General features: G+C 35.2%; 33 protein-coding genes. 11 read left to right on the top strand and 22 right to left on the bottom strand.

From position 1 onward, the window contains the following. From CVO_RS08160 to CVO_RS08215, 12 genes are all read right to left on the bottom strand, one after another. Complete coding sequence (locus tag CVO_RS08160) at positions 1-276, bottom strand: NifU family protein (RefSeq protein ID WP_152298687.1); 276 nt, start codon at positions 274-276, stop codon at positions 1-3. An 81-nt stretch (positions 277-357) separates the two neighbouring features. After that, on the bottom strand, positions 358-1590 hold the full coding sequence (locus CVO_RS08165; RefSeq protein ID WP_159571508.1) for an aldo/keto reductase: 1233 nt from the start codon (positions 1588-1590) through the stop codon (positions 358-360). A 95-nt stretch (positions 1591-1685) separates the two neighbouring features. Further along, positions 1686-2036: a 50S ribosomal protein L17 gene (gene rplQ / locus CVO_RS08170; protein WP_159571511.1), complete on the bottom strand. Its 351-nt coding sequence runs from the start codon at positions 2034-2036 to the stop codon at positions 1686-1688. Between the two features lie 22 nt (positions 2037-2058). Further along, positions 2059-3051, bottom strand: coding sequence for a DNA-directed RNA polymerase subunit alpha (locus tag CVO_RS08175; RefSeq protein WP_159571514.1), 993 nt, complete (start codon positions 3049-3051; stop codon positions 2059-2061). Between the two features lie 29 nt (positions 3052-3080). Then, the gene (gene rpsD / locus CVO_RS08180) at positions 3081-3707 is read right to left on the bottom strand and encodes a 30S ribosomal protein S4 (protein ID WP_152298683.1); all 627 of its coding nucleotides are present in this window, start codon (positions 3705-3707) and stop codon (positions 3081-3083) included. Between the two features lie 11 nt (positions 3708-3718). After that, complete coding sequence (gene rpsK / locus CVO_RS08185; protein ID WP_137011643.1) at positions 3719-4111, bottom strand: 30S ribosomal protein S11; 393 nt, start codon at positions 4109-4111, stop codon at positions 3719-3721. Positions 4112-4122: 11 nt separating this feature from the next. Continuing rightward, positions 4123-4485: a 30S ribosomal protein S13 gene (rpsM, locus tag CVO_RS08190; RefSeq protein WP_152298682.1), complete on the bottom strand. Its 363-nt coding sequence runs from the start codon at positions 4483-4485 to the stop codon at positions 4123-4125. Between the two features lie 2 nt (positions 4486-4487). Continuing rightward, a complete protein-coding gene (rpmJ, locus tag CVO_RS08195) occupies positions 4488-4601 on the bottom strand; it encodes a 50S ribosomal protein L36 (protein ID WP_008338806.1) in 114 nt (37 codons plus the stop codon). Positions 4602-4934: 333 nt separating this feature from the next. Further along, the gene (locus CVO_RS08200; protein ID WP_159571517.1) at positions 4935-5279 is read right to left on the bottom strand and encodes a hypothetical protein; all 345 of its coding nucleotides are present in this window, start codon (positions 5277-5279) and stop codon (positions 4935-4937) included. A 103-nt stretch (positions 5280-5382) separates the two neighbouring features. After that, positions 5383-5925 (bottom strand): DUF4136 domain-containing protein, encoded by a 543-nt coding sequence (locus CVO_RS08205; protein ID WP_159571520.1) that lies wholly within the window; start codon positions 5923-5925, stop codon positions 5383-5385. A gap of 48 nt (positions 5926-5973) precedes the next feature. Next, on the bottom strand, positions 5974-6570 hold the full coding sequence (locus CVO_RS08210; RefSeq protein WP_241690960.1) for a phosphatase PAP2 family protein: 597 nt from the start codon (positions 6568-6570) through the stop codon (positions 5974-5976). 73 nt (positions 6571-6643) lie between these two features. Beyond that, on the bottom strand, positions 6644-8569 hold the full coding sequence (locus tag CVO_RS08215; RefSeq protein WP_159571526.1) for an LTA synthase family protein: 1926 nt from the start codon (positions 8567-8569) through the stop codon (positions 6644-6646). A 125-nt stretch (positions 8570-8694) separates the two neighbouring features. Here CVO_RS08215 and CVO_RS08220 point away from each other — a divergent pair, with 125 nt between their 5' ends. The 11 genes from CVO_RS08220 to CVO_RS08270 all read left to right on the top strand — a co-directional run bounded on the left by CVO_RS08220 (position 8695) and on the right by CVO_RS08270 (position 18520). Continuing rightward, on the top strand, positions 8695-10665 hold the full coding sequence (locus tag CVO_RS08220; protein WP_241690961.1) for an LTA synthase family protein: 1971 nt from the start codon (positions 8695-8697) through the stop codon (positions 10663-10665). Positions 10666-10675: 10 nt separating this feature from the next. Continuing rightward, entirely contained in the window at positions 10676-11035 is a 360-nt protein-coding gene (locus tag CVO_RS08225; RefSeq protein ID WP_159571529.1) for a diacylglycerol kinase, read from the top strand. Positions 11036-11043: 8 nt separating this feature from the next. Next, complete coding sequence (locus CVO_RS08230) at positions 11044-11718, top strand: response regulator (RefSeq protein WP_159571532.1); 675 nt, start codon at positions 11044-11046, stop codon at positions 11716-11718. Further along, positions 11711-13096: a HAMP domain-containing sensor histidine kinase gene (locus CVO_RS08235; protein ID WP_159571535.1), complete on the top strand. Its 1386-nt coding sequence runs from the start codon at positions 11711-11713 to the stop codon at positions 13094-13096. The genes CVO_RS08230 and CVO_RS08235 overlap by 8 nt, the downstream gene beginning before the upstream one ends. 13 nt (positions 13097-13109) lie before the next feature. Beyond that, positions 13110-14360: an SPL family radical SAM protein gene (locus CVO_RS08240; RefSeq protein ID WP_159571538.1), complete on the top strand. Its 1251-nt coding sequence runs from the start codon at positions 13110-13112 to the stop codon at positions 14358-14360. Further along, positions 14357-15118, top strand: a complete 762-nt coding sequence (locus CVO_RS08245) for a glucosaminidase domain-containing protein (protein ID WP_159571541.1) — start codon at positions 14357-14359, stop codon at positions 15116-15118. The genes CVO_RS08240 and CVO_RS08245 overlap by 4 nt, the downstream gene beginning before the upstream one ends. A gap of 107 nt (positions 15119-15225) precedes the next feature. Further along, entirely contained in the window at positions 15226-15537 is a 312-nt protein-coding gene (locus CVO_RS08250) for an ArsR/SmtB family transcription factor (protein WP_159571544.1), read from the top strand. After that, positions 15530-15931: an arsenate reductase ArsC gene (locus CVO_RS08255; RefSeq protein ID WP_159571547.1), complete on the top strand. Its 402-nt coding sequence runs from the start codon at positions 15530-15532 to the stop codon at positions 15929-15931. Before CVO_RS08250 ends, CVO_RS08255 begins: the two co-directional genes overlap by 8 nt. A 1-nt stretch (position 15932) precedes the next feature. Then, the gene (locus CVO_RS08260; protein ID WP_159571550.1) at positions 15933-17186 is read left to right on the top strand and encodes an arsenic transporter; all 1254 of its coding nucleotides are present in this window, start codon (positions 15933-15935) and stop codon (positions 17184-17186) included. 100 nt (positions 17187-17286) lie between these two features. Then, positions 17287-18135 (top strand): CvfB family protein, encoded by an 849-nt coding sequence (locus CVO_RS08265; RefSeq protein WP_152298669.1) that lies wholly within the window; start codon positions 17287-17289, stop codon positions 18133-18135. Between the two features lie 82 nt (positions 18136-18217). Continuing rightward, on the top strand, positions 18218-18520 hold the full coding sequence (locus tag CVO_RS08270) for a chorismate mutase (RefSeq protein ID WP_152298668.1): 303 nt from the start codon (positions 18218-18220) through the stop codon (positions 18518-18520). A gap of 27 nt (positions 18521-18547) precedes the next feature. Here CVO_RS08270 and infA read toward each other — a convergent pair whose 3' ends face one another. Genes infA through rplE form a run of 10 tightly spaced genes read right to left on the bottom strand, consistent with a single transcriptional unit; the run spans position 18548 to position 23750 of the window. Further along, positions 18548-18766 carry a translation initiation factor IF-1 gene (gene infA, locus CVO_RS08275; RefSeq protein WP_008338996.1) on the bottom strand — a complete coding sequence of 73 codons (219 nt, stop codon included), beginning with the start codon at positions 18764-18766 and terminating at the stop codon, positions 18548-18550. 16 nt (positions 18767-18782) lie between these two features. Beyond that, positions 18783-19541 (bottom strand): type I methionyl aminopeptidase, encoded by a 759-nt coding sequence (gene map, locus CVO_RS08280; RefSeq protein WP_152298667.1) that lies wholly within the window; start codon positions 19539-19541, stop codon positions 18783-18785. 3 nt (positions 19542-19544) lie between these two features. Then, positions 19545-20807, bottom strand: a complete 1263-nt coding sequence (gene secY, locus CVO_RS08285; protein WP_152298666.1) for a preprotein translocase subunit SecY — start codon at positions 20805-20807, stop codon at positions 19545-19547. A gap of 2 nt (positions 20808-20809) precedes the next feature. Further along, positions 20810-21208: a 50S ribosomal protein L15 gene (gene rplO / locus CVO_RS08290; RefSeq protein WP_152298665.1), complete on the bottom strand. Its 399-nt coding sequence runs from the start codon at positions 21206-21208 to the stop codon at positions 20810-20812. A gap of 3 nt (positions 21209-21211) precedes the next feature. Beyond that, positions 21212-21652, bottom strand: a complete 441-nt coding sequence (gene rpsE / locus CVO_RS08295; RefSeq protein WP_152298664.1) for a 30S ribosomal protein S5 — start codon at positions 21650-21652, stop codon at positions 21212-21214. Positions 21653-21660: 8 nt separating this feature from the next. Continuing rightward, positions 21661-22017: a 50S ribosomal protein L18 gene (gene rplR / locus CVO_RS08300; RefSeq protein ID WP_152298663.1), complete on the bottom strand. Its 357-nt coding sequence runs from the start codon at positions 22015-22017 to the stop codon at positions 21661-21663. 13 nt (positions 22018-22030) lie between these two features. Continuing rightward, positions 22031-22567, bottom strand: a complete 537-nt coding sequence (gene rplF, locus CVO_RS08305) for a 50S ribosomal protein L6 (RefSeq protein WP_152298662.1) — start codon at positions 22565-22567, stop codon at positions 22031-22033. A gap of 9 nt (positions 22568-22576) precedes the next feature. Then, positions 22577-22972: a 30S ribosomal protein S8 gene (gene rpsH, locus CVO_RS08310; RefSeq protein WP_152298661.1), complete on the bottom strand. Its 396-nt coding sequence runs from the start codon at positions 22970-22972 to the stop codon at positions 22577-22579. Positions 22973-23019: 47 nt separating this feature from the next. Further along, positions 23020-23205 carry a type Z 30S ribosomal protein S14 gene (locus CVO_RS08315; protein WP_152298660.1) on the bottom strand — a complete coding sequence of 62 codons (186 nt, stop codon included), beginning with the start codon at positions 23203-23205 and terminating at the stop codon, positions 23020-23022. After that, positions 23205-23750: a 50S ribosomal protein L5 gene (rplE, locus tag CVO_RS08320; protein WP_152298659.1), complete on the bottom strand. Its 546-nt coding sequence runs from the start codon at positions 23748-23750 to the stop codon at positions 23205-23207. Before rplE ends, CVO_RS08315 begins: the two co-directional genes overlap by 1 nt.

The raw sequence follows: 23750 nt of genomic DNA on the forward strand, positions 1-23750 counted from the left end.
TTATAATTTATCTATCTCGTTTTCCATACCAATTGGTACATTTATAACTGTTATTTCCGGATGAATTTCAATCTTGAGTTGTCTCTCCACACCGTATTTTAGAGTTGTTCCGCTACTGGCACATCCTACACATGCCCCTCTAAGCTGTACATATACTTTTGAATTTCTAACAGTTAAAAATTTTATATCTCCGCCATCCAAAGCAAGGGAGGGACGAATTTTTTCTATTGCATTTTTCACTGGAGCCATTAGCTCTTCATCTGTAAATGGAATCATATCCATCCTTTAAAGTTATATTTATATTATTGTATTCATAAGATATGCAAATATTGCTTAACAAGTAATAAAAAAGATTATTTATTTTTTTAACGAAAGAATTTCGTGGATATATGTAGGTTTTCTCATTCCCACCAATATATAATCAATACTTTCCTGTTGCATTAAAAACCTAATTACACACTCTTGCATTGTACTGTTACACTCTTTAAAAAACTCTTTTAACTGCTCTCTTGTCTTTTTTGAGCACTCAAATGCAACCATTTTTCTGTATTCTGTAAGAAACAGATCAATAAAAATAAGCATTGTCTCGCTATTTTCTTCATCAACCTTTTCTAAAGTTTTTTTCAAATGAGGTATTATCTGAGTAAATAAAAAAACATCATAATCTCCAATCCATCCATACTTGTGTTTAGTAGCATCAAGTTGTTCTAAAAGATTATACAAAGGTCTTAATTTTTCATTATCGCAGACTTCCATTAACTCATTAAGATGATGATAATAGTCCCTGCTCTCATCATAATCGGCTAAACGAAACATCATATTGTTATACTTTGCATTAAGAGGTCTGTTTGCCAAAACCCTTAATCCACTCTTTTTCGCCCAAGATGCGCATTTAAGCCCTTCTCTTTCTAAAATATTGATAGGAAGTTCTATGGTTGTAAAGCTGTGTGTTTTATTTCCGGCTATCTCTGCTGCATTCTCTGCCAATGTAATAAGATCTTCATACGGCAAAAATTCATCATCTGATTGTTCAAGTGAAAAACTGTTAGAGCTTATCCCGTAAGAGCCGATTGTTCCGCTTTTAACCTCTTCTTCAAGCCCTACAAAAGCATTCTGAACTCTTCTATACATCTCATCGAGTCTTTCATCTTTGCTAATGCCTCTGTTGATTGCATCAAAAATATAGTACTCCGGATTGTGAATCAAATAGCAATCAATCTTCTGCATCTCTAAACGCTCTAGAGAAGCTTTTAACTCATCACGCATAAAAGATTTTGATATAGAGTGATAACACTCCTCACTATACTTTACAATTTCATCACTATTTCTAATTCTTAAAGGATTCTCTTTATAGGCTTTAAGATTTGCTCCTTGTATATAGCCGAATTTGCTAATAATCTCTATCTCATCTCTTTTATCTTCATCTAACTCTCTAAAAGCGGTTGCAATTGCGCGTTCTGCTCCGCCATCCATATAGTTTGAAGATGTGTCTATCATTGTTATACCGGATTCTATAGCCTCTTTTAGGGCTTGAATATGTTGCGGATTTATATCACTTATTCTATAAGTTCCAAATGCGAAATTACTCATAATGTCTCACTTTTATAATTTAAGTAGTTTAGGATGTGGAAATATTGAGGAGCAGCGACAAGACCGAGAGGTCTTGAACACTTGTTTTGTATAAATTATACTAATTCAATAAATGCCATAGTCGTAGCGTCACCACGGCGAATACGAGTTCTAGTAATTCTTGTATAACCACCTGCACGATCAACATACTTAGGAGCTATCTCATTTACTAGAGTTTTTGTTGCTTCTTTACTTTGAAGCGCCGCAAATACTGCTTTGTGAGCATTAGAATCACCCTTACCAGCAATAGTGATAAGTTTTTCAACATAAGAACGAAGTTCTTTTGCTTTCATAACAGTAGTTTCAATTTTACCATGTTCAATTAACGAAATACTTAGGTTTTTAAGTAAAGCTGCACGGTGTGAGCTTGTACGACCTAGTTTACGGTATCCATGACGATGTCTCATCTATAATTCCTCTTTTAACAGCTTATAAAGCTTCTATTTTCTTTTTTAATCCACTAATAACTTCATCTGAAAGATCGCCACCAACTTCATAGCCGAATTCTTGAAGTTTTTCAACAATCTCATCATATGACTTTTTACCTAGGTTTTTAACATTTTTAAGATCATTTGTGCTCATCAATGCTATCTCACCTATTAGTTTAATGTTTGAACGATCCAGACAGTTAAAACTTCTCGCACTTAAACCTAAGTTATCGATATGCATAGTTAGTTTTTTAAGATCAGGACTCTCTTCAGCTCTTTCTATTGTAGCTGGAGATTTAACACTTATTTCACTGTTAAATACTGCTAATTGTGCGTACATAACTTCAAGTGAATTTCTAAACGCGTCAAGTGGAGTGATTTGCCCATCTGTTCTTATGTTTAAAATCACTCTCTCAAAGTTAGGATTATCTTCTACAAGCACATTCTCAATCTTATAAGTCGCACTGCGAACAGGAGTAAAATAAGCATCAAGTGCAATATAACCCTCTTCAAGTACATCATAAGTGTCTTCACTAGCTACATAACCAATTCCCTTCGCCATTCTAATACTAAAATTAAGTGAAGAGTCTTCGTTTAAAGTAGCAAGGTGAGCCTCTGGCGTTACTACTTCAACTTCGTTATTTGTAAGGTCACTTCCTTTAATAGTACAAGGACCAGCAAAACTGTAGCTAATTTCTGCTTCTGTAACATCATTAAGCAGCTTAAAGCGAATCTCTTTAAGATTTAAAATAAAATCTGAAATATCTTCAAGCATACCGCGTACTGAATCAAACTCGTGTTTAGCACCTTCAATCTTAATAGCTATTGGAGCATAACCAACTGAGCTACTTAACAAAAAACGGCGAAGTGGATGAGCCAAAGAGATAGCATACCCAGTCTCAAACGGATACGCCATTATATTGGCTTCATTCTCACTAATCTGCTCTACCTCAAACTCTTGAGGAGCAAGTGGAGTAGTTTTAATCTTTTTCATGTCTCTTACGCCTTTTATATTTTTAACTATTATTTCGAGTAAAGCTCGACGATTAAACGCTCTTCTACAGGTATAACAACTTCTTCACGCTCAGGTAAACGAGTAAAAATACCGAATTTTTTATCAGCATCGATATCAACCCATGGAGCCAAGCCAGTTTGATTTGTAAGCTCTAGGGCACGAACAATTTGAGAGTTGTTTTTGCTGCTCTGGCGAACTTCAACTTTTTGTCCCGGTTTTACACGGTATGAAGGAATATCAAGTTTCTTTCCATCTACCAAAATGTGACCGTGTGTTACAAGCTGGCGTGCAAAACGACGAGTTGTTGCAAATCCCATTCTGTAAACAACATTGTCTAGTCTCTGCTCGATCAAAGTAACAAGGTTTGTACCTGTATTGCCTTCTCTTCTTTTAGCTTCAACGAATAGTGCGCGGAACTGCTTCTCAGAAACACCGTACATGAATTTTGCTTTTTGCTTTTCATTTAACTGTAAACCGTACTCAGATACTTTTTTACGACGCTGACCATGTTGACCTGGAGCATATGGGCGTTTTTCTAATGCAGACTTACCTGCTAAACGACGCTCCCCTTTTAGGTTAAGGCTAACTCCAAATCTTCTTTCGATTTTTTCTACTGGACCTCTATATCTTGCCATCAGTAATCTCCTTAAACTCTACGGCGCTTAGGTGCGCGACAACCATTGTGTGGTAGTGGTGTAACATCTTTCATAAATGTAACACGAATTCCTTCGATAGAACCAACTGCTTTTGTTGCAGTTTCACGACCTGAACCTGGACCTTGAACTTTAATACCAAGTTCTTTAATTCCATGCACTTGTGCTTTTTCTACTGCTGCTTCAACAGCTGCTTGTGCTGCAAACGGAGTAGATTTTTTGCTACCTTTAAAACCAAGACTACCAGCTGAACTCCATGCGATCATATTTCCCATTTCATCTGTGATAGTTACAAGAGTATTGTTAAATGATGCAGAGATATGACATATACCGCGTGCAATATTTTTCTTTACTACTTTTTTTCTAACAGCTTTTCTTTTTGCCATCTGTATAATCCTTACGCTGCGCCGACAGTTTTACGCTTGCCCTTACGAGTACGCGCATTTGTCTTAGTTTTTTGACCACGACATGGAAGACCACGGCGGTGACGAAGACCTCTGTATGAACCTAAATCCATAAGTGCTTTAATGTCCATTGCTACTTGCTTACGAAGATCACCTTCTACGATATGATTTGCACGAATCTCTTTTGTGATCGCTGCAACATCATCTTCGCTCAGTTCGTAAACTCTTTTGTTATAGTCTATACCACTCGCATCTAAAATCTTGCGAGAAGCATGTAAACCAATTCCATAGATATATGTTAATCCATATTCTACTCTTTTCTTTTTAGGTAAATCAACACCAGAAATACGAGCCATGATTATCCTTGTCTCTGTTTATGTTTTTTAACTTTGCAGATTACTCTTACAATGCCTTTTCTTTTGATAACTTTACAATCATCACACATCTTCTTAACTGAAGCTCTTACTTTCATTGAAAGTCCTTATACTATTTTATCTCACAAAAAAACTAAGATAACTCTCAGCCTTTTGTATTAGTCACTAAAGCCACACCTAAAGGTGAGAGGGACAAGCCTCTTATAAGCTTCACTATTTGTCTTTGGTATCCAATCTTTGCTGCATTTAGGCAAGCATCTCTGTTTGCATGCCAATACTTTTATCTATACATCACTATATAGGTAAAAATACTCTAGCTTAATGTCAAAACAGCAAAGCGGATGTGGATTATACACAAATAAATGTAAAAGATTTATTAAAGTATTATGTTTTATATAAGATTATCTACTTTTACTCTTTTTTACTACAGCCTAGTCCCATAAAATACTCACTCCGTACTCTTGATTTAAAACTATCTGCTTGCTATAGTAGATTTTTTTACCGTACTTTTTGCTTAATAACTCCACTTCAAGAGTCTCGTTCTCTAAAAGAGAGCGCACTTCTTTATATGTAAGCCACTTTCCATATTTAGCAAGACTATTCTGCCAAATCCTAAACTCACATGAGGCATCCTCTCTTAATTCGAACATCTCCCCGTCTTCCGTTTTCCAATGTGCATTTGTACATGCATAGAGCTTGACCTTTTTTCCGCGGATCTCTTTATCTCTTACCTCGATATTACCGCTATTGCAGTATGGACATCTACCCAATATCATCTGTTTTCCTGTATATTTGAAAAGCCTATGCTTTTCTTTTTTAACAATCTTAACTTTTTTTATAAAGCAAAGTTAGATAATATGACATATTGCAATAAAATTTCTATTTTTTCTCCTGATTCAAATAATTTGGAAACTCTTTTAACATAATAGCCACTACCTTATTTATATACTCAATGCGCTCTTGGGGTGTTTTAGATTCAAGTGAGTCAACAACCAAAGAAGAGCTCCAAAATACTTTTTGCGTCTTTGAATCTACGCTGTTGATAAATAGAGTAGTCTCATCATAAATCAAATCAGGCTCCGTTCCCAAAGCTATGAAGTTTCTTCTTGAAAAAGTACCTACACCGAAACCAAAACTTATATCAGGTTGAACTTTTTCTTTTGTCTGCACTAAAAAAGTCATATAAAAATCCGCTTCTTCTTTTGATGCTTTTTGATACCCTTTTGACTCTATATCATGTATAAGCGCATCATGTATTCGTCTCTCATTCAAACCGTAATAACCCTCTTTGTTTTTATACAGTATGCTAAACATCTTCAACTGCTGGGTTTTAAAGTTCGGGTCAAAATCTACGTCTGCTTTTTTTAAAGAACATCCGCTTAATAGAAAAAACAGTAAAAAGGGGAATATGTATCGAATCATTTTTAACTCCTTTTATCACGCAAATATTATGATTATACTAAAGTATTATTAATTAGTAAAAAAGTGTCTCTGCATTGTTTTTCGTATAATCAATATAGACACCCATGAAAGCATCATTGTTATTACGGTATGGCTCATATAGTGATCTCCTATTAACATTTTGTATACCCCCATACTCCAGCCGATTGCCACTGCTATACCTAAGGCAATGAACCTGTTTTTTTGCTCCTTAAAGAGAAAAAACAGCGACATAAGAGCAAAACCGCCGCTTGCATGACCTGCAGGATAACATTTGAATTTTTTTACAATCTCTTGCGGCATAACATCGAGGACTTTTATATATGGGTACTCTCCCCCAAAATGTTCAAAGTCACACGGACAAGGCACATTTGAAACTGATTTTAAACCACCTATAATAAGAGGAATCATAACCATGCTTAACCAAACTATCAACAATCCTCTTCTATACTCTTTTAAAGCCTGTACGGAATCTTTAAAGGAGTACAAATACAAAAATAGAATAAAAACTCCAAAAACTATAATTACTTTTTTAATGCCCGTATAAAAAAGCGTATCTAACAAACTTCCTTTTTGATGCGACAAAAGCCACTTTTGTGTAACCTCATCATAAAAAAACTCTTGCACAAATATATCTATATTTGTAAACTCAAAAAGAAAAAACAGAACAAAAAGGCAAAAAATTGTAACTATAATTTGCCTATTGACACTCATATCTATCTAGCCTTTTTTTATGAAGAGTGCTTGCCCCTTGGTAATAACTCACTATCTCTGCTTCTAGACTTCTATCTATTTGAATCTCTTTATATTTTGTGTCGTAAAGATCTTGTTCAACTACCTCATAACTTTTAATCTTTTTTGTAGGAGACAAGACAAGCAACTTATTCTCTTTATACAACCCAAGCTTTTGGTAGGTACCGATTAACGCTCGTTCTTTAAATGATGAGTCTAAAATATCACTACCGTAAAACTTGCTTTTATATGACCAGTTTAGCACACTAAAGAGAGTCGGCATAATATCAATTTGGCTAGAAACTTTATCGACAACTTGAGGTTTTAATATCTCAGGCGCATAAATGATTAGCGGAATATGATATTTGTCAAGAGGGATTTCTGTTTTTCCTGCACTCGTAGAGCAGTGGTCTGCAACAATTACAAAAACGGTATTTTTAAACCATGGCTTATCTTTGGCTTTTTTTATAAAATCCCCGATAGCATAATCGGTATATTTAACAGCTCCGTCTCTTCCCGTATGAGAAGGTATATCTATACGCCCCTCGGGATAATCATAAGGTCTGTGGTTTGACGTAGTCATGACAAAGCTCATAAAAGGCTTGTGGGCTTTGTATGAGGAGTCAGCCTCTTTTAAAGTCTTGTTTAACAAATCCTCATCGCAAACTCCCCAGACGGTATGATATGTATCTTCTTCATCACTGAAATCTGCTCTATCTACAATATCAAATCCATTATTTGAAAAAAACTCGTTCATATTGTCAAAATAGCCGTGTCCGCCGTATATAAATTTTGTCTCGTATCCTTTGTTTCGAAATATAAAACCGCTTGAGTACATGTTGTGATTATCCGGCCGTTTGACGATTGAGCGTCCGGGTGTAGGCGGCACCGATAGAGTGATGGCTTCCATTCCTCTGACCGTTCGTGTACCGGTTGAATAAAAATTGGTAAAAGAGAGACTTTCGTTTGCCAAAGAATCCAAGTTTGGAGTAAGCTCTTTTTCTGCACCGAGAGTTTTGAGAAATTTACCGCTCAGACTCTCGACGACTATCATCATCACATTATAATCCTTCTCTTCGCCCGACTTGATTATCTCTCTTGTTATATCGTTTGAATTTAAAAATGTAGAGCCGTCCTCACCAACACTCTTTTTTAGATTTGAAAGAACACTCTCCTGCTTATCCGTTATATAAAAAGTATCATAATCAAGAGTGTTATTTCTAAATGCCGCAAAAAGAGAGTATAGACCGGATTTGGCAAGTTCGTTGCTGTATTGGTTTTTGGAGATTTTTGAAAAATCATCGGTAACGGAAGCAAAAGAGACAATTGGAACTAAAAGGTAGATAAATGCAGGTTTTATGCGCTGCTTGATACTGCTTTTGCTATTTAAAATATCTTCAATATAACCAAGTTTGTAAAGAACATAAAAAATCGCTCCAGAGATAGCAGTTATAACACTGAGCAATATACCCATTGGGTAAGATTCGCATATATTTCCTATAACCTCTTTTGTATAAACCAGATAATCAACTGCAATAAAATTAAATCTAACACTAAATTCATCCCAAAAAAACCATTCGCTAAATGCCAAAAAAACGGCTCCAAAAAGCAATATATATGTAAACATGTAGGTTATGTAACGATGAGCACTATGATTAAAAAACTTCTGCGGCATAAAAAAGAGATAAAGCACAAAAGGGATAACCAGATAGCCGGCACTTACAAAATCATAAAACGCCCCGATCAGATATATTTTTGCTATCTCCGTAAAAGAGAGTTCTATTATATCAATAGACTTAACTAAAAGCACCGTTCTAGTAATTGCAGAAATAATTAAAAAAAGCCAAAAAACCAAATTTATAAAACTATACCTGTTTGTTATATTTTTTTTCATAAGTGATGTCCTTTAAAAAATTACGAGATATTAAAAAAAAGAGATGAAACAGGAATGAAATCAAGATGAAGTTTTTTTTAATCTTAAATATGAACAAAAATTCATTTTAAGTTCATATTAATGTAATGAAAAAACTATATTTTTTTACTCTAAAAACAGACAAAGGCAAAATATACATGTTAAAAAAACTATTTAAGTACTACTTACTTTTGATAACCATATTTTTTATAGGCAGGTTATCTTTATTTATCCTATATTTCGACAATTTTAAAAACAGCGATGTAGCTTATTGGCTCACATTTATATACGGTTTGAGAATGGATACGATTACAGCTTCCATCCTTTTAGTTATCCCTCTTCTTCTTCTATCTTTTACTCCTGCAAAATTCAAAAATATAGCAAGTACTTTTTTAAGATACTACTTTTTAGTAGTTTTCTCACTTGCACTATATATAGAAAACGCAACTTTTCCTTTTATAGCACAGTACGATGTAAGACCGAATTATCTCTTTGTTGAGTATCTGATATATCCAAAAGAGGTTTTTGCCATGATATTTGCAGAGTATAAACTAGAACTCTTTATGGCATTAATCATGATTATAACAGCTATATATCTCTACCTAAAAAGTGCAAAAGATGATTTTTTAAATATTTTTGAGATTTCATATATAAAAAGAGTTGCTATGTTTTTACCTATCTTACTACTGCTCTTTATAGGTGTTCGCTCATCATTCGGACATAGGCCTGCAAATATATCCGATGCCATGTACACAACAAACAGAATGGTAAATGAGATAACAAAAAACTCTCTTCACAGTATAGGCTATGCCATCTACAGCAATGCGGTTCATGAAGGCGGTGAAGTAAAACAGTATGGAAAAATGGATACGAAAGAGGCACTTAAGAGAGTTAAAAAAAGGTTGAACATAAAAGCTGATGATGACACCGCTCCACTCTCTAGAGTTCAAAAAAGCCATTTTAAAACCGACAAACCGAAAAATCTCGTAATATTTGTTCAAGAGAGTATGGGGTATCAGTTTGTAAATGCAGTAGGCGGTGAAGATGGTATAACGCCAAACTTTAACACTCTTAGCCAAGAGGCTATTTTATTTAAAGATTTATACTCAAACGGAACAAGAAGTGTAAGAGGACTTGCAGCAGTTAGTGCAGGAAATTTGGCAGTTCCGGGTGTAGGAGTACTTAAGCGAAACAGATCCCAAAAAGATTTTTTCACAATAGCCTCGGCTCTTAAACCTTTTGGTTACCATACATCCTTTATATATGGCGGAGAGAGCAGATTTGACAATATGAGAGGTTGGTACTCAGGAAACGGATTTGATGAGATTATAGATCAGAGCAAATTTGAGAACCCTACATTTGTAGCTCCATGGGGAGTCTGTGATGAGGACTTGGTAGTTAAAGCAAACAAGGAGTTTAAGAAGCTACATGTAAAAGGGCAGAAGTTTGCAACTGTTATGTTCTCACAATCAAATCACTCCCCCTTTGAATTTCCGTGTGAAAAGATTGAACTGATAAAAGATGTCCCTGCAAACAGTGTTAAAAATGCTATAAAATATGCAGACCATGCGATAGGTCGCTTTTTTGAGCTTGCCAAAAAAGAGGAGTATTACAAAGATACAATTTTTGTTGTTATTGCCGATCACAATGTAAGAGTTTACGGGGAGGATATGGTGCCTGTTGATATGTTTCATATACCGGCAATTATTTTAGGCAGTGGCATAAAACCTATGATTTATGATAAAATTGCTTCTCAGCCCGATGTTCTGGCAACAGCACTCGATTTAATAGGTTTGGATTTAAAATATCCGATTATGGGGCACTCTATCTTTAGCGATGAAAAACAGAACATCTCTTTGATGCAGTTTCATACATCTTATGCCCTGAGAGCAAATGATAGAGTAGCAATTGTAAGACCGGGGCAAGAGGCACTTACATTTTTATATAAAAATCCAAAAACATATCTGGATAAAAGTCCTCATTTAACACCTATTGAACATGATAAAGAGCTAGAGGATGATGCTCTTGCTTTTGTTGTGGCACTAGATTATCTTTACAATAAAAAACTATACAGATAGAGGAAAATCTTTGAGAAATCAACCAAAATATAATTTTTTTAAAAACACAAGTTATGCATTAAATGGATTAAAAGATTTACTTAAAACAGAAACTTCTTTTAAGATTGAGCTTGTTGTAACTGCTCTTTTGCTACCTGTAATAGTTCTAATAGATGCTATTTTAGTTTATAAAATTTTGATGTTTATAACTCTTATGGGAATGCTTATAGCAGAGAGTATAAACAGTGCTATTGAGAGAGTTGTTGACTTGGTAACACTAGAGCATAATGAGATGGCAGGCAGAGCAAAAGATATAGGAAGCAGTATCGTTTTTCTAAGTATTGCCCTATTTGTAGTGACATGGCTTACGATTTTAGCCGAATTAGTCTAGGAAATCACATGCGTATTTTGGTTGTTGAAGATGATGAAAAAATAGCCTCCTTTATAAAAAAGGGGCTTCAAGAGGAGTCTTACAGCGTTGATGTTACAGATAACGGTTATGAAGCCATATATCTTATAGAGACAAACTCTTATAATGTTGTTTTACTTGACTTGATGATTCACGGTCTAAGCGGAATAGATGTTTGTAAAAATATAAGAAGCAAAAATATAGCTACTCCGATTATCATGCTAACTGCCAGAGACAGAGTAAAGGACAAGATAGACGGTCTTGACAGCGGTGCAGACGACTACTTAACTAAGCCGTTTTCTTTTGAAGAGCTGCTAGCTCGTATACGAGCTAAACTAAGAAGCCCGTCAAATATCTCAAGTGCTATAACTATTGCCGATTTAACCATAGATACAACCCGGCATGAAGTTATTCGCGATAACAAAAAAATAAAACTAACAGCAAAAGAGTATGCACTTCTTGAGTTTTTAGCAAGAAACAGCAAAAAACTACTTAGCGAAACAATTATAAAAGAGAATATTAGCGATATGGCACAAGAGAGCATGAGCAACATAATAAATGTTTACATCTATAGACTGCGAAACAAGATAGATAAAGATTTCGACTTAAAACTTATCCATACAATTCGCGGTTTGGGTTACATGTTAAGTGATGAAGATGTTTAAAAGCTTAAGACTAAAACTACTCTTTTATTTTTTTATCATAAATATAATAGTTCTTTTTGTCTACGGTGCTTTTATATACAACACGGCAAAAAAAGGTGTTTTAAACACAACGGACACACAGCTCAAAATGGTCTCCATTGATGTTATACCAGATTTTAAAAAAGATGGTTATGAAAATGCGTCTAGCATTGCCAAAGAGCTTATAGAGGAGTTCTCCATAGAACCTCTTTTTGTTAAAATCATCTACTATGATAAAAAAAATAAAAAAATAGAGCATCAAACTCTCTCGTCTAAAATTCACGGCTGGTTATTTGATATACCTTTAAATGAAATTGGACATCTAGGCAGTATATACTATTTTGACAAAGGTGCCTATCGAACAAGCTCTATGTTGATATTTGAAAAAGATGACACTAAGGTTTTTATACAGCTCTCAATGCAAAAAGATATAGACTCTCCATATCTTAAACAGCTATTTTTTGGGTTGATAATAGCAACACCTATTCTTTTGATTATATTTTTAATAATTGCAAATTTACTTATAAATAGAACTCTATCCCCCGTAAAAGATGTTATAAAGTCTGTAAAATCAATCTCTGCAAACAACCTATCAAGCAGAGTAAATACAGATAATATTCCAAGTGAGATAGAGGAGCTTGTTGCAACTTTTAATAAACTTTTACATAATCTTGAGGACTCATTTAATAAAATTACAGATTTTAGCAACAATGCCTCGCATGAGCTTAAAACCCCTCTAACGGTTATTAGAGGTGAGATTGAAGTAGCACTCAAACAAGATAGAGAGCCAAATGAGTATAAAGAGGTTTTAAAAGATATCCTTCAAGAGAGTATCAGTATCCAAAAGATGATAGAACAGCTCTTTTTTCTTGCTAAAAAAGATAGTACTGAAATCAATAGCAATTTTAGTGAACTATATCTGGATGAAGTTGTGACTGATAGCGTTATGCAGATAAAAAAATTTGCTTTAACAAAAAATATAGATGTAGAGATAAAAAAAATCATTCCCTCAACAATATATGCCAATGAAACACTTCTAAAGATTGCAATAAACAATCTTCTTAGAAATGCCGTTATATACTCCCCAAGAGATTCACATGTATATATCTCATTAAGTGAAGATGATAAAGAGTATCTTCTTACAATAGAAGATAATGGATATGGCATACAAGAGGAGGATTTACCATTTATATTTGAGAGATTTTATAGAGCAGATAAGGTTCGTTCACGCAAAGACGGCGGAACAGGTTTGGGTCTTGCTATCGTAAAAATGATTTTAGATATCCATAATTATACTATCCAAATAAGAAGTGATAAAAATAGAGGAACGATTGTAAACATAAAAATTGCAAAAAATTAGATAAAATTCCACTATGAATTTACAACTTGACAAATTTAATGACTCTATAAAGGGTACAATTTTTTATAAACTTCCCATAAATGAGCAAGAGTTTATAAAAGAGAAGTCTATAGAATTTAAGTTTTCATTTTCACAAATAAAGCAGATAATAGATATAGCAAGAGATTTAGAGATGTGGAATGAAAAAAGCATCATAGAGATTTTTCCGCAGCATACTCAGAAAAAGGTTGTTTTTTCAAGACTTATAAAAGAGTATGAACAGATAAAAAAGAGTCCAAACTCATATAAAAATTTTGAACTTAAAAATATCCCCAAAGAACAAAAATTCAACTTTAAAACCGAATCCAAAGAGGGTTTCGGACTTGGACTATGTCCCGTTGCCAGCGAAAAGACAAGGTGCTGTAATCTTCTCACTCTCGATGCAGTAGAGAGCTGTGGTTTTGACTGCTCATACTGCTCTATCCAATCTTTTTACAATCAAAACACCATAACATTTGATAGCTCTTTTGCGACAAAACTAAAGAACCTCAATCTTGAGAAAAACAGAACTTACCATATCGGAACGGGACAATCTTCAGATTCTCTTTTATGGGGGAACAGAGAAGGTATCTTAGATGCACTCTTTGATTTTGCGAGGCAAAACCCAAATGTCATTTTAGAGTTTAAAACTAAATCCGATAATATTAAATATTTTTTACAAAACAACATACCTAAAAATATCATTTGTACATGGTCGCTCAACACGCCTACTATTATACAAAACGAGGAGCATTTGACGGCTTCGCTTGATAAACGCATCAATGCTGCCAGAAAAGTAGCAGACAAAGGGGTGAAAGTAGGTTTTCATTTTCATCCGATTGTTGAATATGAGAACTATTTAAGTGAATACGAAGAGATCTATAAACGATTACTCAAAGAGTTTCAGGCTTATGAAGTCGCACTTGTTAGTTTTGGTACGCTGACATTTATAAAACCTGTGATTAAGCAGCTAAGAAACAGAGAGTTTAGAAGCAAAATCACACAAATGCCTTTTGAGGATGCAAGTGGCAAAAGCTCCTACCCGTATGACATAAAAGTAGAGATGTTTAAACATGCTTATAACAGTTTTGCGCCATGGCATAAAGAGGTATTTTTCTATCTCTGCATGGAAGAGCATGAAATGTGGAAGGAAACATTTGGTTACCAATATGCAACCAACAATGATTTTGAAAGAGCCATGCTGGGAGCCTATGCTAAAAAATTAAATATGGAGTTTTTAATTTGAAATTTTTATATGAAAACACACTTTTAATTTTTTTAGTAATACTGCTTCTTTTCTTTTTAAGCACTTTTTTTTCACAATCTAAAATTGAAGAAGTTGAAAAAATAGAACAAATTGAAAAAATAAAACAAATTGAAAAAGCTGAAAAAATCAAGAAAGAGAAGAAAAAATCCGCAAACAAAGCAGCAAGCGTAGAACAGAAAAAGAAGCAATTTAACACCTTGATAATACCTGCAATAAATTCGGTACATAATGAACTTCAAACGCAATATGAAGAGATTGCTCAAAATTTAGAAAATGATGAATACAAAGAAAAAATTTCAGAGCTAAAAGAGTATTATGGAGTAGAGAGTGATGAAGAGCTGCTTATGGCACTTAAACCCCATCCTGTAAGCATTTCTATCGCTCAAGCTGCCATGGAGAGCGCCTGGGCAAAATCAAGATTTTTTGTAGAAGCAAATAATCTGTACGGCATCTGGTCTTTTAACAAAAACGAGCCAAGAATTGCAGCAGTACAGCAAAGAGGCAGCAGAACAATTTGGCTTAAAAAATATTCCGATATTAAAGATTCGATAAGAGATTACTACAAAACACTTGCCCGCTCTTACGCATATAAAGATTTTAGAGAGCTAAAGATGCAGACTGATGATCCATATATATTAATAGAAAAATTGGACAACTACTCTGAAATAGGCGAAAAATATGCAGAAAACTTAAGCGAAATCATCAGATACAATAAATTTTATCTCTACGACAGATAAGAAGCATTTTAAAATTTTTAAAATGTTTTTAATTAATATATCAACATATCTTGATATATTAATTATTTTTAGCTATAATTTTCTCGCTAAAAAAGGAGGCTCTTTTTATGGATATTTTTTTAAATACGATAGGTGCCGTAAACGACAAAACAAGAGTTGAAATTTTGCACTTTATAGATAAATACAAAGAAGTTTGTGTCTGCGATATAGAAAACTCTTTTGATATGATCCAGTCGCGTATATCAAGGCATCTAAAAATCTTAAAAGACGCAGGTTTTTTAAAAGTAGAGAGACGCGGCAGATGGGCCCACTACAGCATTAGAACACCATTAGATGAGTTTAGACAATCAATTTTAAAAGAGATAAACTCTTTAGGAATTGTATTGCCGATTTTAAAAAAAGGATGTAAAAGTGAGTAAAAAAGTTTTGGTATTATGTACAGGAAACAGCTGCCGCTCAATAATTGCAGAAGCATTGATAAATCAAAATATCGAAAATGTAGAGGCATATAGCGCCGGTGTTAAGGCAACCAACAAAGTAAATCCTAATGCAAAAAGAGTCTTAGAAGAAAACGGTGCATGGAGAGAGAGCTATCACTCAAAAACTCTTGATGAAGTTTTAGATATAGAGTTTGACCTCGTCGTTACGGTCTGTGACAATGCCAAAGAGAGCTGTCCTCTTTTTCCAAATAAAGCAAAAGTGGTACATGTGGGCTTTGCTGATCCTGATGGAAAAGAGTACGAAGAGTTTGTTAAAACTTTTGACGCTATTAAAACTGCTCTGCTTCCAGTAGTAAAAACCGAGCTGTTTTAATATGTTGCTCTCTTTTAGCATTTTTCTTATAACTCTTATCTTTGTTATCTGGCAGCCGCGTGGACTCCAAATTGGCACCACTGCCGTTATCGGAGCCGTTGTTGCCCTTATTGCGGGTGTTGTTAATTTCAATGATGTCGTAGCAGTTTTTGATATTATATGGGATGCGACACTGGCATTTATAGGGATTATTATCCTCTCAATGGTCCTGGATGAGATAGGTTTTTTTGAGTGGGCGGCACTTAAGATGGCAAAGCTCTCAAAAGGGAGCGGCAAGAGAATGTTTTTTTACTCTATCCTTCTTGGCGCAGTAGTTTCGGCGGTTTTTGCAAATGACGGAGCAGCGCTAATTTTAACTCCAATTTTACTTGCTAAAATGCATATTTTGCGACTCAATGCAAAAACAATTCTTGCATTTTTACTCGCAGGAGGATTTATCAGCGACAGTGCCTCTTTGCCTTTTGTATTTTCAAATCTTACAAATATCGTAACAGCAAACTACTTCGACATCGGTTTTGGCGCATTTTTTTCAAATATGATTATGCCCTATTTTGTAAGTACCGCAATAAGCATGCTTGTTCTTTGGCTGCTTTTAAGAAAAGATATTCCTGAGCATGTTGATATAAATCTACTTAAAAAACCCGAAGAAGTTATAAAAAACAGAGCACTATTTAACTTTAGCTGGCTCTTTTTAGCTCTTTTATTAAGCGGCTATTTTATTGGCGATGCATACGGCATCCCTGTTTCGGTATTTGCTCTTGGCGGCGGCATCATCTTTTTGGCAATTGCCGGCTTTACAAAAACAGTTGAGCCCAAACATATTATTAAAAATGCACCATGGCAGGTTGTATGGTTCTCGCTTGGGTTGTATGTTGTTGTTTATGGTCTTAAAAATGAAGGGCTGACTGACTACTTAACAGAGATACTGCTGCACCTCAATGCGCAAAATGAGGTTGTAGCCATTGTCGGAACAGGATTTTTAGCTGCAGCTCTCTCTGCGCTTATGAACAATATGCCGACTATTATGATTATGGATATAGCGCTTAAGGATATCGCTAATGAAGCGATGATTTATGCAAATATTATCGGTTGTAACCTTGGACCAAAAATGACTCCTTTTGGCTCACTTGCAACTCTTCTGTGGCTTCATACGCTCAATAAAAAAGGTGTAAAAATAGATTTTTTATCATACACAAAATTTGGACTTATCGTTACACCGCCGGTTCTTTTAGCAGTTCTGCTCTCTTTAATGTAAAAAGAGAGCAAATTTCTCTTTACCTTCTTCTCTTTAAAAGAGGTATAATGTCGAATTATATTCTCAAAAATTGAGATAGACGGAATTACAAGGAAATATTTTGCAACAAAACCAACATTTAGAACTCGGGCGCATAAACTGCCTGCTAGTTGACAGACACACACCTCACGGTATATTTTTAAAAGCAGTTGATGAAAAAGATGTGCTTTTGCCTCAAGCATATGTAACTGATGCAATGCAAGAAGATACTCTTTTGGAGGTATTTTTATATACCGACTCAGAGGACAGACTTATTGCCACTACTCTTAAGCCAAAAGCTATGCTTGATGAATATGCTCTTTTTGAAGTCGTTGATGTAGCACCTTTTGGGGCATTTGTAAACTGGGGGCTTGCCAAAGATCTATTCGTCCCAAATATGTTTCAAAAAGAGAAATTTAAGATAGGTGACAAAAGATTTTTAAAAGTCGTTTATGATGAAAAGACTCATCGTCTTGTAGGCACCGAGAAGCTAGGTAACTTTTTTGATAAAAGACCGAAAGGACTCGCTCCAAACAAAGAGGTTAAGATACTTATTATTGCAAAAACACCTCTTGGATTTAAATGTATTGTGGAAGATAAATATGAGGGTTTGATTTATCACAATGAGATCTTTGAAAAGATAGAGATTGGAAGCGAAAGAAAAGCATTTGTAAAAAATGTTAGAAAAGATGGCTGCATCGACTTAAGCCTTCAAGCCGGCGGGGCAAAACAAAAAGATGCCTCAAACGAAAAAATCCTCTCTCTTTTAAAACAAAACGGCGGAATTATGCCTTATAACTATAAAAGCGATCCGGAGTTGATTAAAAATGTATTTGGATTAAGCAAAAAAGCTTATAAAAGATCGCTTACAGCTTTGCAAGAGAGCGGAGCTATTGAGATTAAAGAGAGCGGGATATACCTAAAGAGCTAATATAGCAATATAGAGATATATTTTAAAGCTCAATTATTATCTCTTTTAGGATAATATTTCTTATACCAAATGGAGAAATTATATGTCGAGTGTAAAAAAATGTAATTCATTAGAAGAGGTCAGAGAAGAAATTGACAAGATAGATGAGTTAATTGTTAAACTTATATCTCAAAGAAGTCATCTTGTGCGTCAAGCTGTATTGTTTAAAAACAGTATTGAAGAGGTTAAGGCTGATGATAGAATAGATTTTATTCTGCAAAGAGTTCGTAATTTAGCAATTCAAGAAAATGTATCTCCAAATATGATTTCTGATCTTTTTAAAATCATGATCAACGAGATGGTTGAAACTGAGATATCAGAATTTAGAAATACACAAATATTTTAATATAAAAAGAGGATTTAAAACCTCTTTTTATTTGTATCTGTAAGTGATACGACCTTTATCAAGTGAGTATGGAGTTAATTCAAGTTTTACTTTGTCACCCGGAAGTATTTTAATATAGTGCATACGCATTTTACCTGCAATATGACATAAAATAATATGTCCGTTTTCTAACTCAACACGAAATGTTGCATTTGGCAAAGCCTCTATAATCTTGCCATCAACTTCGATAACATCTGATTTAGCCATTTTAATCCTTTTTTTCTCAAGCCAGAGATAAAATTTCAGCTTTACCATTGATAACTGCAACAGTATGCTCATAGTGTGAACCGTTTAAACCATCGGCACTAACAACATCCCACTTATTTTCTAAAATAAGCGGTTTTGAATCCTTTTGACAAATCATCGGTTCCAAACAAAAAACCATTCCATTTTTAATCTTAGGTCCCGCTTTTGCGTTTTTCCCTTCAAGATAGTTTGGTATTTCAGGCTCTTCATGAGGTTTTCTACCGATACCGTGTCCACAAAAACTGTGAAGCGGGATAAAGCCTCTTGATCGGATAGCATTTTCTAAAACAGCTGAGAGTTCTTTAAATCTCATACCCTCTTTTATAGATTCTATCGCTTCATAAAGAGAATCTTTAGCACATGCAATAAGCGCTTCATCTTTTGCGCTTATTTTACCTACCGGCGCAGTTATTGCTGCATCTCCGTACCATCCCTCAAGTTCTGTTCCAATATCATAACCGATAATATCACCCTCTTGAAGTTTGTAATCAGTAGGAATACCGTGAATAATAACTTGATTAAGTGAAGTACAAACTGCATTTGGGAAGCCGTAAAGCCCTTTAAAAGAGGGTCTTGCGCCGTGAGAGCGGATAAAATCCTCTGCCATTGCATCAAGCTCTTTTAAAGAGATTCCAGGTTTTGTATTTTGTCTTAACAACTCTAAAGCACCGCCAACAATTTTATTGGCAGCTCTTAATTTCTCAATTTCTGCAGGTTTTCTAAGCGCAATTGACATTATTTATAGACCAACTGCACTTAGTGTCTCATATTTACTCATGTAAACCTGAGCCTCGATTTTTCTCATTGTATCAAGCGCGACTTGAACAACAATCAACACCGCAGTACCGCCAAAGAAAAATGGAACACCCATCCCTTTTATAATCATAAACGGCAGCGTTGCAACTAAACCAAGATAGAGTGCACCTGTAAAAGTAAGATTACTTGCTGTTGTATTTAAAAATTCACTAGTTGCATTACCGGTACGAATACCAGGAATAAATCCACCCTGTTTTTTCAGATTTTCTGCAATATCTTTTGAGTTAAAAGTAATCGATGCATAGAAAAATGCAAAGAAAACAACAAAAACAAATGTCAAAAAGTTAAAGAAATAACTATTCGGGTTTAGATGATCTGCAATTGCCATAACAGTAGGGTTTGTACTGCTTGATAAAACAGTCATAGGAAACATAAGTATCGCACTCGCAAAGATAACCGGAATAACGCCCGATAAATTTACTTTGATAGGGATATAGTTCATAACTCTTTTGTTTTGGTTTTGCATTATAACTTTTTTAGCGTATGTAACAGGTACACGGCGCTCGCCAAGTTCAACATAAATAATTACACCGACAGTTCCAAGTATCAAAGCAAGAATTGCAAGTACAGTTAAAAAGCTCATTGCACCTGTATTTACCATTGTAATCGTTTGACCGATTGCACTTGGGATAGCTGATACGATTCCCGCAAAGATAATCAAAGAGATACCATTGCCGATACCGTTTTGTGTGATCTGCTCACCTATCCACATAAGAAGCATGGTACCTGCTACCATAGAAACAGCAGAAAGCATTATAAATGTGTTATGATCAACCAATATTGCACTGTTACCATTTGGTCCTGTAAGACTCTGAAGTCCGACACTGATACCTATTGCTTGAATGATTGTAATTACAATTGTCGCATAGCGGATAATTTGCATATACTTAACCATTCCGTCACGCTCTTTTTTCATCTGTCCAAGAGGGGCAAATGTAGCTGCTAAAAGCTCCATAATAATAGAAGCAGTAATATAAGGCATAATTCCAAGAGCTATGATTGACATTCTCTCAACAGCATTACCGCTAAACATATTAAAAAGTCCAAGGGCATCTGATTGATGTGAGTCGAAGAATGAAGCGATAACAGAAGCATCTACGCCTGGAACTGGCACATATGCCAGTAGGCGATAAATAAATAAAAACCCGATAGTAATAAGTATCTTATTTACTAGATTTTTATTCACGACTATTTACCTGTAGTAGTAACGCTGTCGTCTTTAATTTTTGATGCTAAATCTTTTGCAGATGCACCAACCAACTTAACTTTAGTAACACAAGCAGCTATTTTATGAACACTACGGATACTCTCCATAGTAATTTCAGAAAGTTCAGCAACTGCTTTTATTTTCTCTACATTGATTACATACGGCTTGATTACACGAGAAGTAAATCCGATTTTTGGAAGTCTTCTTGCAAGTGGCTGCTGTCCACCCTCAAAGTTTCTTTTTCTCTTGTAACCAGTACGAGCTTTTTGACCTTTAGATCCGCGAGCAGCAGTTTTACCTGTTCCCGAACCTTGTCCGCGACCGACTCTTTTACGATTCTTTACAGAACCCTCTGCCGGCGTTAAATTTTCAATACCCATCATCTATCCTTTTAAACGACCTAGTGCTTCAACTGTTGCGCGCACTAGTGTATTTGGATTGTTTGAACCTATTGACTTTGTAAGTATGTCTTGAATACCTGCAAGCTCAAGAACAGGACGAGTAGCACCACCCGCGATTACCCCTGTACCTTCTGATGCCGGCTTTAAAAGAACACGACTTGCATTGTACTTATGTTCAATGTCATGTGCAATTGTAGTACCTTTGATACTTACTTTACTTAGGTTTTTAAACGCATTATCTACAGCTTTTTTGATAGCATCTGGAACTTCTTTCGCTTTTCCAGCACCAAAACCGATAGTACCTTTTTTATCACCAACAACTACAAGTGCTGTAAAACGAAAACGACGCCCACCTTTTACAACTTTTGTAACACGACCTATATTTACAATTGATTCTTCAAAATCTTCTCTATTGATTTCCATTTTAACCCCTAGAACTTAATTTCGTTTGCACGAAGTGCGTCACCAAATGCAGCTATAACACCGTGGTATTGGTAACCATTACGATCAAATACAATCGAAGTGATGTTAGCTGTTTTTAGCGTAGCAGCAAATGCCGCACCAAGTGCAGCTGCACCATCTTTGTTTGCTTTTTGACCTATTGCTTTTGAGTTAAGAGCAGCCAATGTTGTTGCTGTTGCATCATCAATAGCTTGAACACTCAAATAACGATTTGAACGAAACACAGAAACACGAGGAAGTGAAGCACAACCAGATATTTTTGCACGAATACGACGCTTTCTTTTTAAGCGATTAGCAATTTTGCTTTTTAGTACTTTTGCTTTCATCTATACTCCTCCCTTATTTCTTAGAAGTTTTACCGGCTTTACGCACGATATGCTCTTCAACATATTTAACACCTTTGCCTTTATACGGCTCTGGTGGACGGAATCCTCTTACTTCTGCAGCAACTTGACCAAGCGCTTGCTTGTCATGGCTCTTTAAAGTAATAACATTCTTTTCAACGCTTGCTTCGATACTATCTGGCAACTCATAGTTGATATCGTGAGAAAATCCAAGTTGTAGGTTAAGCACTCTGCCGTTTACTGCAGCACGGTAACCAACACCATTGATCTCTAACTGTTTTGTATAGCCAGTTGTTAAACCAGTAACGATGTTTTGAGCCAATGCACGATATGTTCCCCAGAAAGCTCTATGCTCACGAGAATCTGAAAGAGTAGCAAAAGTCAATACATTGCCGTCGATATTGAAAGCAACATTTCCTTTTGTATCTAAATCAACACTATTTTTGCCTTTAGCAAAAGTTATAACATTTCCATTTGCATTTACAGTAATATCTGATGCAAATTCTACAGGTAATTTACCAATTCTTGACATGCTATCTCCCTACCAAACCGTACACATTACTTCACCGCCGATACCAAGCTCGTAAGCTTTATCGTTTGGTAAAACGCCGTGTGATGTACTAACAATAATAGTTCCGTAACCATTTTTGAATCGTTTAATATCTTCTTTGCCTTTGTATACACGACGGCCAGGTTTAGATACTCTTTTCATTTCATTGATAACAGTTTTACCATTTTCATCATACTTTAGTACAACATTAATAGTTTTTTTAACGCCGTCTTCAACAACATTACAACTCTCAATATAACCTTTTTCAACTAAAATGTTTGCTAACGCTTCAACACTCTTAGAGTGAACAAGCGTAGTAACATCCAATCTTCTCATACCAGCATTACGAATACGAGTTAACGCATCCGATACTAAATCATTTATCATTTATTTTCCTTTGCTAATCATTAGAAGTTTCAAAGATAAGCTTTTGCTTACCAGCTTGACTTTCTAACGCCTGGGATTAATCCCTCATTTGCCATTTTTCTAAAACATACACGACAGATACCGAAGTCACGAAGTACAGAGTGTGGACGACCACAAATCTGACATCTTGTATAACCACGAACTTTAAACTTTGGCTCTCTTGCTGCTTTAGCAATCATCGATTTCTTAGCCATTAGTTGCTCCCTTTAGTAAAAGGCATACCCAATTTCTCTAAAAGAGCAAATCCTGCCTTGTCTGATTCAGCTGTTGTAACAACTGTGATGTTCATACCATGGATTTGCATAATAGAATCATAACTAATTTCCGGGAAAATCAATTGTTCTTGCAAACCAAAGTTGTAATTACCACGACCATCAAAACCGTTTCTTGGAACTCCACGGAAGTCTTTTACACGCGGAAGAGCTATAGAAACAAGACGATCAAGAAATCCATACATTTTTTCACCGCGAAGTGTTACACGAACACCTACAGGCATACCTTCACGAACTTTAAATCCGGCAACAGATTTCTTAGCTATTACAGTACTTGCTTTTTGCCCTGCAATTGCAGTAATAGTATCTTCAATGTTTTGAATAAGTTTATTATCTTTCATTGCAAAACCTGCACCTACAGAGATAACGATTTTCTCTAATGCAGGAGTCTGCATTGGATTTTTTATCCCAAGGTCAGCTTGAAGTTCAGATTTTAAACCTAAATATTTTTCTTTCATACGAGTCAT

It is taken from the genome of Sulfurimonas sp. CVO, assembly GCF_009883775.1.
GTDB classification, from domain to species: Bacteria; Campylobacterota; Campylobacteria; order Campylobacterales; family Sulfurimonadaceae; genus Sulfurimonas; species Sulfurimonas xiamenensis.

What these genes read in the sequence shown, in the direction of transcription:
- CVO_RS08160 (WP_152298687.1), bottom strand. Translation starts at nt 276, where the DNA reads ATGATTCCATTTACAGATGAAGAGCTAATGGCTCCAGTGAAAAATGCA.
- CVO_RS08165 (WP_159571508.1), bottom strand. Translation starts at nt 1,590, where the DNA reads ATGAGTAATTTCGCATTTGGAACTTATAGAATAAGTGATATAAATCCG.
- rplQ (WP_159571511.1), bottom strand. Translation starts at nt 2,036, where the DNA reads ATGAGACATCGTCATGGATACCGTAAACTAGGTCGTACAAGCTCACAC.
- CVO_RS08175 (WP_159571514.1), bottom strand. Translation starts at nt 3,051, where the DNA reads ATGAAAAAGATTAAAACTACTCCACTTGCTCCTCAAGAGTTTGAGGTA.
- rpsD (WP_152298683.1), bottom strand. Translation starts at nt 3,707, where the DNA reads ATGGCAAGATATAGAGGTCCAGTAGAAAAAATCGAAAGAAGATTTGGA.
- rpsK (WP_137011643.1), bottom strand. Translation starts at nt 4,111, where the DNA reads ATGGCAAAAAGAAAAGCTGTTAGAAAAAAAGTAGTAAAGAAAAATATT.
- rpsM (WP_152298682.1), bottom strand. Translation starts at nt 4,485, where the DNA reads ATGGCTCGTATTTCTGGTGTTGATTTACCTAAAAAGAAAAGAGTAGAA.
- rpmJ (WP_008338806.1), bottom strand. Translation starts at nt 4,601, where the DNA reads ATGAAAGTAAGAGCTTCAGTTAAGAAGATGTGTGATGATTGTAAAGTT.
- CVO_RS08200 (WP_159571517.1), bottom strand. Translation starts at nt 5,279, where the DNA reads ATGATATTGGGTAGATGTCCATACTGCAATAGCGGTAATATCGAGGTA.
- CVO_RS08205 (WP_159571520.1), bottom strand. Translation starts at nt 5,925, where the DNA reads ATGATTCGATACATATTCCCCTTTTTACTGTTTTTTCTATTAAGCGGA.
- CVO_RS08215 (WP_159571526.1), bottom strand. Translation starts at nt 8,569, where the DNA reads ATGAAAAAAAATATAACAAACAGGTATAGTTTTATAAATTTGGTTTTT.
- CVO_RS08220 (WP_241690961.1), top strand. Translation starts at nt 8,695, where the DNA reads ATGAAAAAACTATATTTTTTTACTCTAAAAACAGACAAAGGCAAAATA.
- CVO_RS08230 (WP_159571532.1), top strand. Translation starts at nt 11,044, where the DNA reads ATGCGTATTTTGGTTGTTGAAGATGATGAAAAAATAGCCTCCTTTATA.
- CVO_RS08235 (WP_159571535.1), top strand. Translation starts at nt 11,711, where the DNA reads ATGTTTAAAAGCTTAAGACTAAAACTACTCTTTTATTTTTTTATCATA.
- CVO_RS08240 (WP_159571538.1), top strand. Translation starts at nt 13,110, where the DNA reads ATGAATTTACAACTTGACAAATTTAATGACTCTATAAAGGGTACAATT.
- CVO_RS08250 (WP_159571544.1), top strand. Translation starts at nt 15,226, where the DNA reads ATGGATATTTTTTTAAATACGATAGGTGCCGTAAACGACAAAACAAGA.
- CVO_RS08260 (WP_159571550.1), top strand. Translation starts at nt 15,933, where the DNA reads ATGTTGCTCTCTTTTAGCATTTTTCTTATAACTCTTATCTTTGTTATC.
- CVO_RS08270 (WP_152298668.1), top strand. Translation starts at nt 18,218, where the DNA reads ATGTCGAGTGTAAAAAAATGTAATTCATTAGAAGAGGTCAGAGAAGAA.
- infA (WP_008338996.1), bottom strand. Translation starts at nt 18,766, where the DNA reads ATGGCTAAATCAGATGTTATCGAAGTTGATGGCAAGATTATAGAGGCT.
- map (WP_152298667.1), bottom strand. Translation starts at nt 19,541, where the DNA reads ATGTCAATTGCGCTTAGAAAACCTGCAGAAATTGAGAAATTAAGAGCT.
- rplO (WP_152298665.1), bottom strand. Translation starts at nt 21,208, where the DNA reads ATGGGTATTGAAAATTTAACGCCGGCAGAGGGTTCTGTAAAGAATCGT.
- rpsE (WP_152298664.1), bottom strand. Translation starts at nt 21,652, where the DNA reads ATGGAAATCAATAGAGAAGATTTTGAAGAATCAATTGTAAATATAGGT.
- rplR (WP_152298663.1), bottom strand. Translation starts at nt 22,017, where the DNA reads ATGAAAGCAAAAGTACTAAAAAGCAAAATTGCTAATCGCTTAAAAAGA.
- rplF (WP_152298662.1), bottom strand. Translation starts at nt 22,567, where the DNA reads ATGTCAAGAATTGGTAAATTACCTGTAGAATTTGCATCAGATATTACT.
- rpsH (WP_152298661.1), bottom strand. Translation starts at nt 22,972, where the DNA reads ATGATAAATGATTTAGTATCGGATGCGTTAACTCGTATTCGTAATGCT.
- CVO_RS08315 (WP_152298660.1), bottom strand. Translation starts at nt 23,205, where the DNA reads ATGGCTAAGAAATCGATGATTGCTAAAGCAGCAAGAGAGCCAAAGTTT.
- rplE (WP_152298659.1), bottom strand. Translation starts at nt 23,750, where the DNA reads ATGACTCGTATGAAAGAAAAATATTTAGGTTTAAAATCTGAACTTCAA.